This is a genomic window from Streptomyces sp. Qhu_M48 (assembly GCF_051305195.1).
Taxonomy (GTDB): Bacteria; Actinomycetota; Actinomycetes; order Streptomycetales; family Streptomycetaceae; genus Streptomyces.
The window spans coordinates 4,599,889-4,616,388 of record NZ_CP195432.1; the positions used below are offsets into that span (position 1 = coordinate 4,599,889).

Annotated in this window: 14 protein-coding genes; 7 read left to right on the forward strand and 7 right to left on the reverse strand. The window is 73.5% G+C overall.

The features are described from left to right. Positions 1-12 precede the first annotated feature (12 nt). Together ACRRSS_RS20925 and ACRRSS_RS20930 are read right to left on the reverse strand one after the other, a co-directional pair. Positions 13-237 (reverse strand): DUF6479 family protein, encoded by a 225-nt coding sequence (locus tag ACRRSS_RS20925; protein WP_435972645.1) that lies wholly within the window; start codon positions 235-237, stop codon positions 13-15. 55 nt (positions 238-292) lie between these two features. Beyond that, positions 293-1,486 (reverse strand): alanine--tRNA ligase-related protein, encoded by a 1,194-nt coding sequence (locus ACRRSS_RS20930; RefSeq protein WP_435972646.1) that lies wholly within the window; start codon positions 1,484-1,486, stop codon positions 293-295. 481 nt (positions 1,487-1,967) lie between these two features. On the opposite strand from ACRRSS_RS20930, the gene ACRRSS_RS20935 reads away from it, so the two are divergent. Beyond that, entirely contained in the window at positions 1,968-2,381 is a 414-nt protein-coding gene (locus ACRRSS_RS20935; RefSeq protein WP_435972647.1) for an STAS domain-containing protein, read from the forward strand. Between the two features lie 177 nt (positions 2,382-2,558). Continuing rightward, on the forward strand, positions 2,559-4,358 hold the full coding sequence (locus ACRRSS_RS20940; RefSeq protein WP_435972648.1) for an ATP-binding SpoIIE family protein phosphatase: 1,800 nt from the start codon (positions 2,559-2,561) through the stop codon (positions 4,356-4,358). Positions 4,359-4,382: 24 nt separating this feature from the next. Here the strand turns inward: ACRRSS_RS20940 and ACRRSS_RS20945 are convergent, their stop codons facing one another. After that, positions 4,383-5,474 carry a mechanosensitive ion channel family protein gene (locus tag ACRRSS_RS20945; protein ID WP_435972649.1) on the reverse strand — a complete coding sequence of 364 codons (1,092 nt, stop codon included), beginning with the start codon at positions 5,472-5,474 and terminating at the stop codon, positions 4,383-4,385. Positions 5,475-5,693: 219 nt separating this feature from the next. Here ACRRSS_RS20945 and ACRRSS_RS20950 point away from each other — a divergent pair, with 219 nt between their 5' ends. Together ACRRSS_RS20950 and ACRRSS_RS20955 are read left to right on the forward strand one after the other, a co-directional pair. Next, complete coding sequence (locus tag ACRRSS_RS20950; protein WP_435972650.1) at positions 5,694-6,395, forward strand: hypothetical protein; 702 nt, start codon at positions 5,694-5,696, stop codon at positions 6,393-6,395. Continuing rightward, positions 6,392-6,784, forward strand: a complete 393-nt coding sequence (locus tag ACRRSS_RS20955) for a hypothetical protein (protein ID WP_435972651.1) — start codon at positions 6,392-6,394, stop codon at positions 6,782-6,784. Before ACRRSS_RS20950 ends, ACRRSS_RS20955 begins: the two co-directional genes overlap by 4 nt. Positions 6,785-6,866: 82 nt before the next feature. Here the strand turns inward: ACRRSS_RS20955 and ACRRSS_RS20960 are convergent, their stop codons facing one another. Then, positions 6,867-8,060 (reverse strand): MFS transporter, encoded by a 1,194-nt coding sequence (locus ACRRSS_RS20960; RefSeq protein WP_435972652.1) that lies wholly within the window; start codon positions 8,058-8,060, stop codon positions 6,867-6,869. A gap of 226 nt (positions 8,061-8,286) precedes the next feature. On the opposite strand from ACRRSS_RS20960, the gene ACRRSS_RS20965 reads away from it, so the two are divergent. After that, entirely contained in the window at positions 8,287-8,925 is a 639-nt protein-coding gene (locus ACRRSS_RS20965) for a TOPRIM nucleotidyl transferase/hydrolase domain-containing protein (RefSeq protein WP_435972653.1), read from the forward strand. Between the two features lie 156 nt (positions 8,926-9,081). Here ACRRSS_RS20965 and ACRRSS_RS20970 read toward each other — a convergent pair whose 3' ends face one another. Beyond that, positions 9,082-10,908: a glycoside hydrolase family 15 protein gene (locus ACRRSS_RS20970; protein ID WP_435972654.1), complete on the reverse strand. Its 1,827-nt coding sequence runs from the start codon at positions 10,906-10,908 to the stop codon at positions 9,082-9,084. Between the two features lie 202 nt (positions 10,909-11,110). On the opposite strand from ACRRSS_RS20970, the gene ACRRSS_RS20975 reads away from it, so the two are divergent. Beyond that, positions 11,111-12,295 carry a serine hydrolase domain-containing protein gene (locus ACRRSS_RS20975; protein ID WP_435972655.1) on the forward strand — a complete coding sequence of 395 codons (1,185 nt, stop codon included), beginning with the start codon at positions 11,111-11,113 and terminating at the stop codon, positions 12,293-12,295. Between the two features lie 630 nt (positions 12,296-12,925). Next, positions 12,926-13,843 (forward strand): S1 family peptidase, encoded by a 918-nt coding sequence (locus ACRRSS_RS20980; RefSeq protein WP_435972656.1) that lies wholly within the window; start codon positions 12,926-12,928, stop codon positions 13,841-13,843. Positions 13,844-13,918: 75 nt separating this feature from the next. On the opposite strand, the gene ACRRSS_RS20985 is transcribed toward ACRRSS_RS20980, so the two are convergent. Together ACRRSS_RS20985 and ACRRSS_RS20990 are read right to left on the reverse strand one after the other, a co-directional pair. After that, entirely contained in the window at positions 13,919-14,947 is a 1,029-nt protein-coding gene (locus tag ACRRSS_RS20985) for an MBL fold metallo-hydrolase (protein ID WP_435972657.1), read from the reverse strand. Between the two features lie 169 nt (positions 14,948-15,116). Further along, positions 15,117-16,439 (reverse strand): MFS transporter, encoded by a 1,323-nt coding sequence (locus ACRRSS_RS20990; RefSeq protein WP_435972658.1) that lies wholly within the window; start codon positions 16,437-16,439, stop codon positions 15,117-15,119. Between the last annotated feature and the right edge of the window lie 61 nt (positions 16,440-16,500).

Sequence of the window (16,500 nt, forward strand, 5' to 3'; positions counted from 1 at the left end):
TACGGCCGCCGCTCACCGGTCCGGCCGGTCCTCCGGTGCCGTCCAGGAGTCCCGCTTCGCCTCGGCCGCCGGTGGCTGGGCGACGGGGGCGGACGCGCGGCGGCGGGCCACACGCCGTGAGCCCCACCAGAAGGCGGCGACGAGCAGGAGCGCCACCACCACCCCGATGAGCATCAGCAGGAGCGCGGGCGACCCTTCGGCGGCCAGCGCGGGGGCGGAGAGAGTCGCGACATGCATGGAGCACCTTCCTGTCGTGACGGACGAAACGGATCAAACCGTCTGGCTCCTCCGGCTACCCCCTCGTCGGGGAATCAATCACCCGTCCCCCGTGCAGACTCATGACCAGGTCGCGGGGCAGCCCATGGGTGTCGTGGAGATGGCGCAGGTCGTCCTCCTCCAGCGGGCGCCGGAACCGGGGGCGGGCGAGGACCCGCCGACCGCGTTCGAGGAGACGCGTGAACCGGCGTTCCTCGTCGAGCAGCGTCCCGCGGACCTCTCCCGGGTCCACGTCCTGCCGGAAGTGGTCCAGGGTGTGGCCGATCAGCTCGGCCGGCAGGTCTTCCAGCGTGCGGGTGGGGTCCTCGCGCCACAGCACGGTGAGCACCCGGCGGACCAGGCGGCGCAGCACGTACCCCTGCCCGGTGTTGCCCGGGCGCACCCCGTCGCCGATCACCACGACGGCCGACCTCAGATGGTCGTAGGTCACGCGCAGGGACGGCTCGTCCAGCGGCCACAGCGGGGGGACGAGCCGGCGCCAGGGGTCGAAGACGTCGCACTCGTACACGGACCGCTTCCCCTGGAGCAGGGAGGCGAGCCGCTCCAGGCCGAGGCCGGTGTCGATGTTGCGCTGGGGCAGCGGAACGAGGGTGCCGTCGTCGAGGCGGCGGTGGCGCATCATCACGTGGTTCCAGACCTCCACCCAGCGGTCGTCCTGGGTGGGTGTCGAACGGGGCGGGGTGTCCCCGCTCCACAGGAAGATCTCCGAGTCGGGGCCGCAGGGACCCGTCGGCCCGTTGGACCACCAGTTGTCGCGCACGGTGAGCTCGACCGGGACGCCGCGGCGCTGCCAGAGCTCCAGGGAGGCCTCGTCCGGGCCCGTCCGGTCGTCGCCGCCGAACACGGTGGCGTGGAGGAGGCCCGGATCGATGCCGAGCCCCTCGGTGAGCAGGCCGTATCCCCAGTCGAGGCTCTCGGGGCCCTCGTAGTCGCCGAGCGACCAGGTCCCGAGCATCTCGAAGACGGTCAGATGGGTGGCGTCGCCGACCTCGTCCAGGTCCGTGGTCCGCAGACAGCGCTGGACGTTGACGAGACGTCTGCCGTACGGGTGGGGGCGCCCCTCCAGGTACGGGGTGAGGGGGTGCATGCCGGAGGTGGTGAAGAGCACCGGGTCGCCGGTCGGGGGCAGGAGCGTCGAGCCGGTGACGCGGCGGTGGCCGCGCTCCTCGAAGTACTCGACGAACGTGCGGGCGATGTGTTCGGTCTTCATGGGGTGACTCCTGTGCGTGACGGCGGGGAGGCACCGGAGAACGGACCGGCACGGGCGTCGTACGGGGCGGAGAAGCCACGGAACCACCGGCGGGCCGTTTCCGGTCGCCAGTGGGAAGGGGGAAGGTCAGACGGCGGCAACCGGCGAGCTGGTCGCTCGCGCGGTGGCGGTGAGGTTTCGGCCGGTGACGTTCATGGGAGCGACGATAGCCCGTCCCCGTCCGGCGGGCACGCGGTTTACCGCCCCGCCCCACCTGGCCCCGCCCCACCTGGCGACGCCCGGCCCGGCGACCGGACCGGCGAGGCCCTCGCCCGTCCGCGCGATCATGACCCTCGTTCGGGTGGATCTTTCTCTCGTAGGGGGAACTGCGCTGGTCAGATGGGGTGAAAGGGGCGCGTGGCTCGTTTCCTGGCACCGGGAGGAAGGCGTTGATGGGGATGTGAGCACCTCAAGCACCGCACCGATACTGTCCGACACTCTCGTGATCGATGCCCTTCCCTCCGTGCACGACTCGGGCGCGGACACCGCGCCCGGCGTCATACTCATCCGTTCCTGCACCACGCTCGGCCCCACCCTGGTCGTCCAGGTCGCCGGGGAGGTCGACCGCTTCAGCTCGGCCCCGCTACGGGCGCTCCTGGCCTCGGCGGCCGCCGACGGCTACACCGGTCTCGTGCTGGACACCTCCCTGGTCACCTTCTGTGATTCGGGGCTCCTCGCCGCCGTCGCCTGGTGGCCCCGGAAGGGACGCCGTCTGCGGCTCGTCAACAGCTCCCGGGCCGTGAGACACCTCCTGGCGGCGGCCGCGGTGTCACGGCGTTCGGCCCGGCGGGGCTCACCGGCCGCGGCGGCCGCCTCCGACCGCGCGGCGCTCCCGCTCGTGGGCTCCCCGGCTTAGCGGACCGGCGGGGGCGCCTCTCGCGGGAGCCCACCGGTCCCGGCCGCCACCACGGCCGGGGCCGGTGGCCGCGCATCTACTTGCACATCCGGATTCCGCGTGCATGCTGCGCCGGGAACGCTTCCGGTGCATGCTGTGGACCAAGGGGCGTCGAATGGGTGTCGGGAGGCCGAAAGAGTGTACGGCGGCAGCAGAAAGCGACTCCTGACCAGCCGGGCCTCGGCCGGGAGGAGCGCGGCGGCGCATCGCTCGGCCGCCGCCCGTCGACGTCTCGACCGGAGCGGCGGCGGTGACTCCGTCGACCGGCTCACCACCCGCGGCCGACTGGCCTGGCTGAATACCGCGACCGCCCGGATCGGCACGACCCTGGACCTGGAGCGCACCGCCCAGGAACTGGCCGAGTTCACCGTGCCCGACCTGGCCGACGGCGCCGCCGTCGACATCCTGGAGAGCATCCTGCGGGGTGACGAGGGCTCGCGGTGGACGGGCACCGGTGTCCCCTTGATGCGGGCCACCGCGCTCTGCGCCGTGGAGGAGCTGTCCTCGCTCGAGCCCACACCGGTGGGCGAGACCTTCGTCCGGGCCGAGCAGCAGCACGAGACGCTGCTCCACCGGTACTGCCTGCGGCAGGGCAGGTCGGTCCTGCTCAGCCGGATGCGGAACGACGACTTCATCAGGGTCGCCCCGACCCCGAGCGCCGCGGCGCAGATGCGTGCCGCCGGGGTCCACAGCTACATGGCGGTGCCGCTGATCGCGCGCGGGCTGCTGCTCGGCAGCGCGGACTTCGTCCGGGGCCCCGGATCGCCGCCGTTCTCCGCCACGGACCTGGCGCTCGCGGAACAACTGGCCTCGCAGGCAGCCGTCTTCATCGACAACGCCCGGCTGTACGGCCGCGAGCGGGAGCACGTCGTGTCGTTGCAGCGCAGCCTGCTGCCGCGCGCGACCCCCGTGACGCCCGGACTGCGGGTGCACGCCGAGTACGCGCCGTCGACGGCGCACCAGGGGGTGGGCGGTGACTGGTACGACGTCATGGCCCTGCCCGGCGGGCGCACGGCCCTCATGGTGGGCGACGTGATGGGGCACGGTCTGTCGGCCGCCGCCACCATGGGCCGCCTGCGGACGGTCGCCCGCACCCTGATGACCCTGGACATGGCCCCCGAGCGCGTCCTGGCCCGGCTCGACCTCGCCACCCGCGACCTGGAGGACGAACAGGTCGCCACCTGTCTCTACGCCGTCCACGACCCGGCGGACTCCAGCTACGTGCTGGCCAGTGCCGGACACCTGCCGCCGCTGCTCCTCGACGGGCGGGGCTCGGCCGATTTCGTCGGCCTCCCGGTCGGCGCGCCGCTCGGTGCGGGCGTGATCCCGTACGACCCCGTCCGGCTGCGGGTGCCGGAGGGCGGCGACCTGGTCATGTACACGGACGGTCTCGTCAAGTCCCGCCACGCGGACCTGGACCACCAGCTGGACCGGCTGCGCACGGCGGCCCGCGACCTCGCGCCCGAGGCGCTCGAAGGGGGCGGCCTGGTGGAGTGCGCGCCGGCCGGCGCCGCCCGTTTCGACGAGGCCGTGCTCCTCACCGCGACGACCACCAAGGAGGGCGCCGCCGACCTCCAGGTGTGGCACCTGCCGAGGGAGGGGCGCGCCGCGTCCGTCGCCCGGGGCCTGGTCAGGGACCAACTCGCCGCGTGGCGGCTCACGGAGCTGGTGGACGTGTGCGAACTGGTCGTCTCCGAACTCGTGGGCAACGCCCTGCGCTACGGCAACGGCCCCGGTGAGCTCCGGCTGCTCCGCGGCGAACGCCTCGTCGTGGAGGTCTCCGACACGGGCCCCGACCTGCCCCAGATCCAGCACGCGGAGCTGAGCGACGAGGGCGGTCGCGGCCTCCAGCTCATCAACATGCTCTGCCGCAGATGGGGTTCCTGCCGGACGGCCACCGGCAAGGTGGTCTGGGCGGAGCAGAACCTGCCGGGCTGAGGCCGCACCGCCCCGACGGGCCCGTCACGTGCGGGCGGGCGCCCACGCCGCTTCGCCGGGACGACCGCTCGCCGGGGACTCCTCGACCGCCGGCGCGGTGGCGACGCGGGGCAGGGCGTACGGATGGCGCCGGGCGAGCCAGGCGACCAGCTGCTCCCGTACGGCGCACCGGGTCGTCCACAGGTCGTCGGCGTCCTTCGCCGTGACGACGGCGCGGACCGTGATGCCGGTGGGCGTGGTGTCGGTGACGGCCAGGTCCCAACTCCGGCCGTCCCAGGTCGGGCAGGCGTCGAGGATCGCGCGCAGCTCCGCACGCATCAGGGACACGGGAGTGGAGTGGTCGCAGTGGACCATGACGGTGCCGGTCATCTCGATGCCGCCGCGGGACCAGTTCTCGAACGGGCGGGCCGTGAAGTACGAGACGGGCATGGTGACCCGCCGCTCGTCCCAGGTGCGGACCGCGAGGAACGTCAGCGTGATCTCCTCCACGGTGCCCCATTCGCCGTCGACCACCACGGTGTCGCCCAGGCGGACCATGTCGCCGAACGCGATCTGGAAGCCGGCGAAGAGGTTGCCGAGGGTGGACTGGGCGGCCACGCCCGCCACCACGCCGATGATGCCGGCCGAGGCGAGGAGCGAGGTGCCCAGGGCACGGAAGTTCGGGAAGGTCACCAGCATGACGGCGACGGCCAGGACTCCGACGGCCACGGTCACGACCCGCATGATCAGGGTGACCTGGGTGCGGACGCGGCGCACCTTGGCCGCCTCGCGGCTGCCTGCCGCGTAGCGCGCGTAGCTCGACTCGACGACGGCCTCGACGATACGGATCGCGAGCCAGGCGCCCGCGCCGATCAGCACGAGCAGCAGCACGTGCCCGATCAGCGCCTGGTGTTCTCGCAACGGGGGCCAGTCGATCGCCCGGTGGGAACTGCGGAGCAGGGCCGCGAACAGCACGATCTGGAACGCGGTGCGGCAGCGGCGCAGCAGGCCCCACAGCGGGGTCTCGCGGTGGCGGGAGTCCGCGCGGCGCAGCAGGAGGTCGGCGAGCAGGCCGCCGGCGACGGTGACCAGGAGCGAGCCGCCCACGACGACGATCAATCGAAGAACGCTGTCCATGTCTCCTCGGCAAGGGTGTCGGATGGGTACAGCTCCTCGCCTGCCCAGCTTCGGCGCGGGAAACCGGCATCGGTCCCGGCACGGCGTACCGGGTCGGCGCCGGACGGCCCCCGTGGTCCACGCGCCGCCCGCCGTGTCGCCCGCTGCCGAAGGGCCACCCGCCCGATCCCCCGTACTGTTGCCGTGATCACCATCGGAACGACGACACACGGGGCACTCATGACCATCCACCGTCCGGGAGTACCGGAGGACCTTCCGCCGGGCGAGGCGCTCTGGGCCCGGTGGGCCCTGCTCGCCGCCGTCGACGCGACCACCGAGGACGAGCGGCGCGGGAGCGGCTACCGCACCGGTCTCTGGATCGACGACGAGGGACTCCACCACGACGACTCCGGCTGCACCTGGTGGACCCTGTCCCGCAGGGGCGAGGGCCGGTTCGTGCTCTACGGCGAGGACGAGTCGAGCGGGGTGAAGTGGCACGAGCCGCCGATCGACATGCTGGCCGGGGGCCCGGAGTGGCTCCCCTACGGGGAACTGCGCGACCGGCTCCAGGGGAACGAACTGGGCTGTGTGTACTGGTACGAGAACGGTGCCTGGGCCCGTGCTCCGTACCCCGAGGACCTCGACGACGACGGCCTGGACTGCGGCCTGACCGGCTTCGTGGACCGGGAGCAGGTGCTCGGCGCGCTCTCGGACCGCGTCGACGCCACGACCGGCGGGCCGGGCGCGGACGCGCTCCTGAGCGACGCCGAGGCACAGCGCCTCGACCCGGCGCTCCTGCTGGACCGCCTGCTTCCGTCCCATCCCGAGGAGCCGCTGGACCTGCCGGCCGTCGCCAGGGCTCTCGCCCTCGCGGATCTCGGCCCCGGCACGCCCGGCCCCACGGGCCCGGTCGTGGTCCTGCCGACCGGAGGCACCAGGTGACCCCGCAGGTGGGCCGGCGCGTGAAGCTGGCGGTGGAACTCGAATGGCCGGGTCAGGTCGCCCTGGCCGCGGAGTCCCCGGCGGAGCCGGGCGCCGTCGTCGGGTACCTGTCCCTGGCGGCGGGCACCGAGGGCATCGTTGAGCGGGTGGACGTCGACCGGCCCCGGAGCCAGGAGGTCCGCGAGTACGAACGGCTCAAGTCCCTCCTGGACGACTTCGGCCACCAGATGCCGTCGGGAAGCAGGGGGCAGCTGGAGGAGCGGATCGGCGCGCTCGAACCCGAGTGGCTCGCCCACCAGGAGCGCGGTCTCCTGGCGACCCTCCGGGTCCGCCTCGACAACGGGTTCGTCCTCCGCGACATGCCCGAGGACGTGTTCACCGACGTCTGACGAGGAGTCCGGCCGGGCCTGCCGGCTGGCCAGGGGTCCGGCCGGCCCCCGCCCTCTGACGAGGGGTCCGGCGGCACGCGGGTCAGGGGCCTCCCTTCGGCGCCGGTCGCCGGATCAGGTACGCGGCGGCGGAGACGACCAGCACCAGCATGCAGCCGATGAAGACGAGGCCCGCGCCTTCGAGGCCGAGCGGATCGGCGAGCAGACCCACGCCGATCACCGGGATCGAGATGCCCGTGTACGCGACCACGAACAGGGCCGAGATCACGGCGGCACGCCGGTCCGCCGGAGCCGCCGCCGCGACGGAGGACAGGGCCGCGCGGAAGGCGAGGCCCTGTCCGACGCCGCCGACGACGGCGGAGAGGACGATGAACACCAGGAGGTCCGTGGCGAGCGCGACCCCGAGGAGGACCAGGCCGGCGAAGAGCACGGCGCAGCCCAGGGGCAGGGAGCGCCTCACCCCGACGCGGTCGACGGCCAGCTGTCCGGCCGTCGAGGCGAAGAAGGCCAGTGCCACCACCAGGCCGCTGACGGCGTGGTTGTCCACGTGCAGGAACCGGGCGAGGAACGCGGGACTGACCGAGGTGAACACCCCGAAGAGGGCGAACCCCGCGAACGAGGCGATCGCCGCGGGCACGAACACCCCCCTCACCTGCGGGGGCAGGGCGGGCCGCCGCGGCCGGACGGCGGACAGTCCCCGGCGCTCCCGCACGGTCTCGGGGAGCCACAGCAGTACGACGAAGCCGATGGCGACGAGGGCGAGGTGGACGGCGAAGGGGAGCAGGAGCGGCTCGGGGGCGTACTCCGCGAGCAGCCCGGCGAGCAGGGGGCCGCAGCCGAGCCCGCCCATGTTGGCGGCCGTCGCGACGAACGTCGCCCGGGACGCGCCTCCGCGCGGGGCGAGTTCCATGACGTACGCGGTCGCGGCGCCGGTGAACAGACCGGCCGAGAGGCCCGAGAGCAGGCGTCCCGCGTAGAGCCGGCCCAGGGAGTCGGCGACGAGGAAGCAGACGGCGCTGGCCGCCGAGAAGCCCAGGCCCCAGAGGAGCGTCGGGCGTCGGCCGATGGTGTCCGAGGCGTTGCCCGCGAGGAGGAGGACGCCGATGACCCCGAAGGCGTACACGGCGTACACGACGGTCACGGTCAGCTCGGAGAACCCGAACTTCTCCTGGTAGAGGGGGTAGAGCGGGGTCGGCAGCGTGGTGCCGGCCATGCATACGACGAACACGGCCCCGGCGAGCAGGCACCGCAGCCAGCCTTGACGCTCAGCTTCCATGCAGCGGACCGTAACCCCGGGGGCCGCCGCCCCGGTGGCACGAACTGCGGCGACCGCGAGAACGTCACCCGCCTCGCCCCGACGACGGCGAAGACCGCCCCGTAGAGCCGCGTCCGGCGGCGCTGGACCGGCCGGGCGCCGAACCGGTGTGGGACGCCCCCGCCCCGGGGGACGGTCGTGCGTATATCCCGTGCGGTGCGGGTCGGTGGCGGGGCAGACTCACCGCATGGTGGACCTGACGCGTGGCACGGCGGAGATCGGGACGTTCCGGGACGCGGTCGACCGGTGGGCGGCCGGCGGTCCCGGCGGACCGCCGGGTGAGCTGGCCGCGCGCCTCGGACTGCGCACGGCCGTCCTGCTCGAAGGCCCCAGTGACCTCGCGGCCGTCGAGACCCTGGCCGCGCGGCTCGGGAGGGACCTGGTCGCCGAAGGGGTGTGCGTGGTGTCGATGGGCGGCGCGATGAACGTCGCCCGCTACGCCGGCCTGCTCGGCCCGCCCGGTCTCGGCCTGCGGCTGACGGGACTGTGCGACGAGCGCGAGCGGCGCTACTACGACCGTGGTCTGGAGCGCGCCGGGGCGTCGGACGGGCGGTTCTTCGTCTGCGCGGCGGACCTGGAGGAGGAGCTGATCCGCGCGCTCGGGACGGAGGCGGTCGAGGAGATCGTCCGGGTCGAGGGCGACCTGCGTGCCTGGCAGACCTTCCTGAGCCAGCCCGCGCAGCACGGTCGGCCCCGGCAGCAGCAGCTGCGGCGCTTCCTCGGCACGAAGAAGGGCCGCAAGATCCGCTACGGCCACCTCCTGGTGGCGTCCCTCGACCCCGGACGCGTACCGGCCCCGCTCGACGACCTCCTGACGAGCCTGTGACCGGGAGCCGGCGGCGCGGGTGAGTCGTTCCTGGCGGCATGGCTCCGACCCAGCGGATCGATCCTGGCGGCGGGGCGAGGCCCGAGCAGGTAGTTCCGGACGGGAGGGCGCGGTCCCCGCCGCTCGTTCCGGCGGCCCGGTCCCGGCCGACGGCGGTCAGCGGCGGTCGGCCGCCCTGTCGAGTTCCTCGTCGAGGGCCATCGCCGCCGTGATGAGGGCGAGATGGGTGAAGGCCTGCGGGAAGTTGCCGAGTTGCTCGCCGGTCGGTCCGATCTCCTCGGCGAAGAGCCCGACGTGGTTGGCGTACGTCAGCATCTTGTCCATCGCGTACCGCGCCTGATCGAGGCGGCCGGCGCGGGCGAGGGCTTCGACGTAGAGGAAGCTGCAGAGCGAGAAGGTGCCCTCGGAGCCGCGCAGTCCGTCGGGGGACGCCTCGGGGTCGTAGCGGTAGACGAGGCTGTCGGTGACGAGGACACGGTCCATGGCGTCCAGGGTGGACAGCCATGCGGGCGCCTTCGGGGAGATGAAGCCGACCAGGGGCATCAGCAGCAGGGAGGCGTCGAGCACGTCGCTGTCGTAGTGCTGGACGAACGCGCCGAGTTCGGGGTTCCAGCCGCGTTCCATCACCTGGACCAGGATCGCGTCGCGCTGCGCGGTCCAGCGGGGCACGTCGGCGGGGCGGGCGTACTGGGTGGCGAGGCGGATGCCCCGGTCGAGGGCGACCCAGCACATCACCCGGCTGAACGTGAAGTCCTGGCGGCCGCCCCGGGTCTCCCAGATGCCCTCGTCGGGACGGTCCCAGCTGTCGGCGAGCCAGTCGAGGACCCCGGTGATCCCCTTCCACCCCTCGTAGCCGGCCAGCTCGGCCAGGTCCGGGGAGTGGGTCATCGCGTAGGCGAACTCGCCGTAGATGTCGAGCTGCAACTGGTCGGCCGCCCCGTTCCCGGCCCGTACGGGGAAGGAGTCGCGGTAGCCGGAGAGGTGGTCCAGGATCTCCTCGGACAGCTCGGGGTCACCGTCGATCCGGTACATGATCTGCATCGGTTCGCTGCCGGGCGGGCGCGGTTCGCGGAAGCGGTCGCCGAGCCAGCGACGGAAGGCGTCGGCCTCCTCCACGTATCCGAGATCGAGGAGGACGCGCACGGAGAGGGAGGCGTCGCGGATCCAGGTGTAGCGGTAGTCCCAGTTCCGCTCGCCGCCGACCTGTTCCGGGAGCCCCATGGTGGCGGCGGCGATCGGCGCGCCGGTGGGGGCGTAGATGAGCAGTTTGAGGGTGATGGCCGAGCGGTTGACCATGTGCTGCCAGCGGCCCTGGTAGCGGCACCGGCGGATCCACCGGTGCCAGAACGCGTGGGTCTCCGCCATCGCCGCCCGCACCGAGTCCTCGGTGAGCGGTTCGGGGCCGGTGCCTCCCGGGGAGCAGGTCTCCAAGGCGATTCCGGCGGTCCCGCCCTGCCGGAGGGTGACGGTGGCGTGGACGTCCCTGCCGTCGCCCTCCAGGGGGACGGAGCTCCACAGGTGGACGTCGAGGCCGGGGCCGTGGAAGGTGGCGGCGGCGCCGTCGAGGGTGAGGGTGTGGGGGGCACGGCCGTAGTCGAAGCGCGGCCGGCACCGCACGTCGAAGGTGAGGGTCCCGCGCACCACGCGCAGGGCCCGCACCAGGCGGTGGCGGTCGGTGGGGACCTCCGGCCGGTCGCTCACCGGCATGAAGTCGACCACCTCGCCCACCCCTTCAGGGGTGAGGAACCTGGTGATCAGGACGGCCGTGTCGGGCAGGTAGAGCTGTTGGACGGTCACGTCGTCGCCGACGGGGGCGATGGTGAAGTGGCCGCCCCGTTCCTGGTCGAGCAGCGAGGCGAAGATGCTCGGCGAGTCGAACCGGGGAGCGCAGAACCAGTCGACGGCGCCGTCGGCGGAGATCAGGGCGGCCGTCTGCAGGTCGCCGATGAGTCCGTGGGCTGCGATCGGGGGGTACTCGGGCACGAGGGACCTCGATTCTCCCGCGGCTCCGGCCCTTCGGCGCCACTCCTCGCTCCACGCAACCCGCCGTCCGCCGGCGCGGCAAGGCGGCGGGACCGGCCGGGTGAACGCCGTCGGCTCCCGTGTGGCCGGTGTGCACTCCCTTTCCGCCGGTCCGACCAGTCGGTATGTTGCTCGCGACCGTCGAGCACCCCTGGAGGACGCCATGCCCGAACCAGAACCGGACCGTTCACCCGCCCCCGCCCTCGAAGGCCACTGCGACCCGCGCTTCGCCGCCGTCCGTGACGCCTTCGAGGCCAACTTCCGTACGAGGGAGGAGCTCGGGGCCGCGGTGACGGTCCAGGTCCACGGCGAGACCGTGGTCGACCTCTGGGGCGGCTGGGCCGACGCCGCCCGCACGCGCCGCTGGGAGCGCGACACCGTCGTCAACGTCTGGTCCACGACCAAGGGAGTGACCGCGCTCTGCGCCCACCTCCTCGCGGACCGCGGCCTGCTGGACCTGGACGCGCCGGTCGCCTCCTACTGGCCCGAGTTCGGCGCCGGAGGGAAGGAGGCCCTCCCCGTACGCCACCTCCTCTCCCATCGCGCGGGGCTGGCCGGGCTGCGCGAGCCGCTCCCGCTGGCGGAGTTCTACGACTGGGAGGTGACGACGGCCCGGCTCGCGGCGACGGAGCCGTGGTGGGAGCCGGGCACCCGCTCCGGCTACCACGCCATGACGTACGGCTTCCTCGTCGGCGAGGTGATCCGGCGGATCACCGGACGGCTGCCCGGCGCCTTCCTCCACGACGAGATCACCGGGCCGCTCGGCATCGACTTCACGATCGGCCTCCCGGAGAAGGAGGCGGACCGGGCGGCCGAGCTGGTGCACCCCCGCCCGCCGCAGGCGGGTGGACAGGAGGCGGCCTTCGCCCAGTGGGAGCCGGTGGCGCTGGCCGCCCTGGCCAACCCGCCGGTCGGCGCCGCCCAGGCCAACAGCCCGGAGTGGCGTGCCGCCGAGCTGCCGGCGGCCAACGGCCACGGGACGGCCCGGGCGGTCGCCCAGCTGTACGGCGTCTTCGCCGGGCGGGGCCGGTCCGGCGGGCACCGGGTCCTCTCCGAGTCGGCCGCGGAACGGGCCCGCGAGGGTCAGGGGGCCTGCCGGGACCTGGTCCTGGGCGCGGGCCACGGCCACGAGACGGAGTGCGCCCTCGGCCTCTGGCTCAGCGGCCCCCACGGGTCCTACGGCCCCAATCCGCGAGCGGTCGGCCACGACGGCTTCGGCGGCTCCTGCGGTCTCGCGGACCCGGAGTCGGGGGTCTCGCTGGGATACGTGATGAACCGAATGGGCCCGAACATCGCGGACGACCCCCGGAAAATGGCGCTGATCGACGCGGTCTACGGGGCTCTCTGACGAGATCCGGACACCCGGTCGGCCGGGACGGAAGGGAAGGATCGAGGCATTGAGGGGCGTCCGCCCCCGCGCCACGGGACCGGCGGTCGCCCCTCCCTCCGCCCCAGCAGGCACGTCCGACCGGCCCGGCCCGGCCTGAGGACGCGGTCGGTTCTGTGCGCCCGCTACCGCTCCGCCGACCGGGCCGGTGCCCCCGTCCGCCGGGCCGGGACCGCGTCACGGGCGGGGACACCGGATCAAGGCGACGGCGGACCGCTCCGGCGGTTGAACTGGTGAAACGGGACAGCCCCTTCCGCTTCCTCCGCCGCACCCGAGGCACCGCGCCCCCTGTCGCCAGAGCGTCCTGAAAAGGCATCGGTAATTTGCCGTAAGCGTTTGCACGACCCCGCGCCGCCCCGCCCGCCAGGGGCACCCCGCCGGGCCCACCCGGAACCCGCCACGGCCACGGCCGGCGGAACGCGCGTAGATCGGCCGAAAGGCGTCCTTGCCGCGGAGTGGGCCCGGATTCGAGGATTCCCCCTGTCGGATTTGACAGGTCCATGTCGATCACCCACTCGTCCGGACCCGTCCGCTCCGCGCCGAGGGATCGCCCACCCAGCGATTCCCCCCACTCCCCCACCGGAGGATCAAGTGAACCTCAAGCGTCTGTCCCCCTTCGGCGGCGCCGCCAAGGGCGCACGGCTGATCGCCGTGGCCTCCGCGCTGCTCGCCGCCTCAGCGCTTGCCGTCCCCGCCTCGTCCGCGGCCACCGCCGACACCGGTCGAGCCGGCGCCGCCCAACTCGCCGCCGCCGACGCGGCCGTGCGCGGAGCCGACATACCCGGCACCGCCTGGTACACCGACCAGGCGACGGGGAAGGTCGTCCTCACCGTCGACTCCACCGTCTCCGCCGCCGAGATCGCCACGATCAAGAAGGCGGCCGGCGACCGCGCCTCCGCCCTGGAGATCAAGCGCACGCCCGGCACGTTCAACAAGCTCATCGCGGGCGGCGAGGCCATCTACACCGGCGGCGGGCGCTGCTCGCTCGGCTTCAACGTCCGCAGCGGCTCGACCTACTACGCCCTGACGGCCGGCCACTGCACCAACATCGGCAGCACCTGGTACACCAACTCGGCCAACACCACCGTGCTCGGCACCAGGGCCGGCAGCAGCTTCCCGACCAACGACTACGGCATCATCCGCCACTCCAACGCCTCGGCGGCCGACGGGCGGGTCTACCTCTACAACGGCACCTACCGTGACATCACCTCCGCCGGCAACCCCTCCGTGGGCCAGTCGGTGCAGCGCAGCGGCAGCACCACCGGGCTGCGCGGAGGCACGGTCACCGGGCTCAACGCGACCGTCAACTACGGCAGCGGCCAGATCGTCTCCGGTCTGATCCAGACCAACGTCTGCGCCGAGCCGGGCGACAGCGGCGGCGCGCTCTTCTCCGGCACCACCGCGCTCGGCCTCACCTCCGGCGGCAGCGGCAACTGCTCCTCCGGCGGCACCACGTTCTTCCAGCCGGTGACCGAGGCCCTCAGCGCCTACGGCGTGAGCGTCTTCTAGCACCACGGGTACAGGAACCAGCGGGATCCACGGAGTCGGTGGCCTCCATCGATCCCCACGCACCACCGCGCGGACTCACGGGCCGGCGGTCCCCTCGGGGGCCGCCGGCCCTCTCGCGCTCCCGGCCCGGCGGGGAACCGGCGGCGGCCACGCGCGCGGGTAGGGCACGCGCAACGACGCCGCCGTCACAGGGGCGTGGTCCGCCGCGGCGTGCAGCCGTCCTCCGCGCAGGACGACGGCGCCGCTGCCGAGCATGGTCTTCACCAGTTCGGCGGCGAGGTCCTCGGGCGCACGGTCCAGCAGCCGTGCGGCGTCGTTCAGCCACGCCCGGCGGTGCAGATACGGCTCCACCTCGCCGGCCGGGATCCCCTCACGGATCATCAGGGCGAAGGCGAGGATCCGGCGGGCGCCGTACCAGACCGCCCCGTCCGGGTCGTCGACGAGCCGCTGGGCCCTGCGCAGGGCGTCGGCGAGGACCTGGCCCGCGTCGGCGGGGATCTCGCCGTGCGAGGGAAGGACCACGCGCGGGGCGAGGTCGGCCATCCGCCGGAGGGAGGCAAGGGCGGTGGCCGCCGCGTCGGGGCCGTCCAGGGCGAGGTTCACCCAGCCGACGTCGTAGGCCGACAGCGCGTCCCCCACCACGAGGAGCCGCTCCTCCGGCTGCCACAGGGCCAGGTGGCCCGGCGTGTGCCCGGGCGTGCTCACCACCTCCCAGTCGGCGTCGCCCAGCCGCAGCGTCTGCCCGTCGGCGAGCGGGACGTCGACCGTGTACGGCGCGACCGGCTGGTCCAGGTACTCCGCCGCGCAGCACCCCGGGTCCCTCCGCGCGATCGCCTCGGCCTCCGGGACTCCGGCGGCGACGGCGGCGCCCCCGGCCTGGAGGGCGGCGTTGCCGCCGACGTGGTCGGAGTGCCAGTGGGTGTTCACCACCAGATCGATGTCGCCCGCGTGCGCGTGGGCCCAGGCGGCGGTCTCGGCGGCGTGGCCGACGAATCCGCTGTCGACGAGAGCCGGCCGCCGCCCGTGGAGCAGGAGGGTGTTGGCGTCGGGGAACGGCCGCTGCCACCAGGTCGCCCAGGACGGCAGCGCCGGTCGGGGGCTCACGCTCCGGCCCTGTTCACCCGGAAACGGACTGGCTCCGCCCGTTCCCGGTGCGTCCGGTCTTCCACGTGCGCTCCTTCGGGCTCGTCGGCCTCACGGGCCTTCCGTCGGCGGGAGTCCGCCCCGCCGGTCATTCTCTCCCCGGGAGCGGCCGCGCCCCCGAGTCGCCGGGTCAGCGGTCAAGTCGCTTGTGGGCGGTCTCCGGCAGGCGGAGGTAGACCGCCGAGGACACGAGGCACAGGGCGGCCACGTACCAGGGGAAGAGACCGGGCCGGTCCAGCTCCTTGAAGAGCGTGCCGACGTACGGCGCCGTGCCGCCGAAGACGGCGACGGTCAGCGAGTACGGGAAGCCGATCCCGGCCGCCCGCACCCGCGCCGGGAACAGTTCGGCGTTGACCGCGGCCGAGATCGAGGTGAACCCCGTGAGCAGCACCATGCCCGCGCACTGCACCAGGAGGAGGGAGAGGAACGAGCCGTCGATCGCGCGCAGCAGGGGCACCCCGAGGGCCGCGAAGCCGAGGCCGAAGAAGAGCAGGGACGGTTTGCGGCCGAACCGGTCGGAGAGCAGCCCGCCGAGGGGCTGGAGGAGGGCGAAGAACCCCAGGGACAGGGTGCCGGCGAGCAGCGCGTCCGCCTTGTCGATACCGGTGTTGAGCACCGCGTACGTCGGCAGGTAGGAGGTCCACGTGTAGTACGCGAGGGTTCCGCCGGCCGTGATGCCCGCGATGAGCAGCGAGGCGCGGGGGTGGTCGCGCAGCGCGTCGAAGAGCCCCGGCCGGGGCGCCTCGCTCTGCTCCGCGCTCCGGGTCTCCTCGGCGCCCCGGCGGATCCAGAAGCCGGCGAGGCTGAGGACCGCGCCGATGAGGAACGGGATCCGCCAGCCCCAGCCGTTCATCCGGTCCTCGCCGAGGACACCGATGAGCAGGGCGGCGACGCCGGAGGCGGCGAGCTGTCCGGCGGAGGTGGAGACGTACTGGAACGAGGAGAACAGGCCACGCCTGCCGGGGCCGGCCGACTCGACGAGGAACGTGGTCGAGGCGGCGAACTCCCCTCCCACCGAGAGACCTTGGAGGAGCCGGGCGACGACGAGGACGATCGGGGCGAGGATGCCGGCGGAGGCGTACGTCGGGGTCAGACCGAGCAGGAGGCTGCTGCCGCCCATGAGCAGGATGGTGACGGTGAGGGCGGTCCGTCGGCCGCGCCGGTCCGCGAGCGCGCCCATGAGGAGGCCGCCGACGGGACGCATGAAGAAGCCGACGGCGAAGACGGCGAACGTCGAGAGGAGCGGGACGAGGGAGTTCCCGGACCCCGGGGGGAAGATCTGGTGCGCGATGTAGGCGGCGAGGAAGGTGTACGCGTACCAGTCGTACCACTCGACGGCGTTGCCGACGGAGGCCGCGAGGAGCTGCCGTAACGGCCGCCGGGTGGGGGGCGGTGGCGGGGAGACGGGCCCGTGGGTGGCGTCGAGGTCCGCGGAAGGAGGCATGCCTGTCATGATCACGACCTGCCCCGGCCCGGCCCTCCGTACTCCTCACCGGCCCCGCCGGCGCAGGCGG

Excerpts from the sequence above, each read along its gene's own strand:
- ACRRSS_RS20960 (WP_435972652.1), bottom strand. The coding sequence starts at position 8,060 with ATGGAAGCTGAGCGTCAAGGCTGGCTGCGGTGCCTGCTCGCCGGGGCC.
- ACRRSS_RS20930 (WP_435972646.1), bottom strand. The coding sequence starts at position 1,486 with ATGAAGACCGAACACATCGCCCGCACGTTCGTCGAGTACTTCGAGGAG.
- ACRRSS_RS20975 (WP_435972655.1), top strand. The coding sequence starts at position 11,111 with ATGCCCGAACCAGAACCGGACCGTTCACCCGCCCCCGCCCTCGAAGGC.
- ACRRSS_RS20925 (WP_435972645.1), bottom strand. The coding sequence starts at position 237 with ATGCATGTCGCGACTCTCTCCGCCCCCGCGCTGGCCGCCGAAGGGTCG.
- ACRRSS_RS20945 (WP_435972649.1), bottom strand. The coding sequence starts at position 5,474 with ATGGACAGCGTTCTTCGATTGATCGTCGTCGTGGGCGGCTCGCTCCTG.
- ACRRSS_RS20965 (WP_435972653.1), top strand. The coding sequence starts at position 8,287 with ATGGTGGACCTGACGCGTGGCACGGCGGAGATCGGGACGTTCCGGGAC.
- ACRRSS_RS20950 (WP_435972650.1), top strand. The coding sequence starts at position 5,694 with ATGACCATCCACCGTCCGGGAGTACCGGAGGACCTTCCGCCGGGCGAG.
- ACRRSS_RS20990 (WP_435972658.1), bottom strand. The coding sequence starts at position 16,439 with ATGACAGGCATGCCTCCTTCCGCGGACCTCGACGCCACCCACGGGCCC.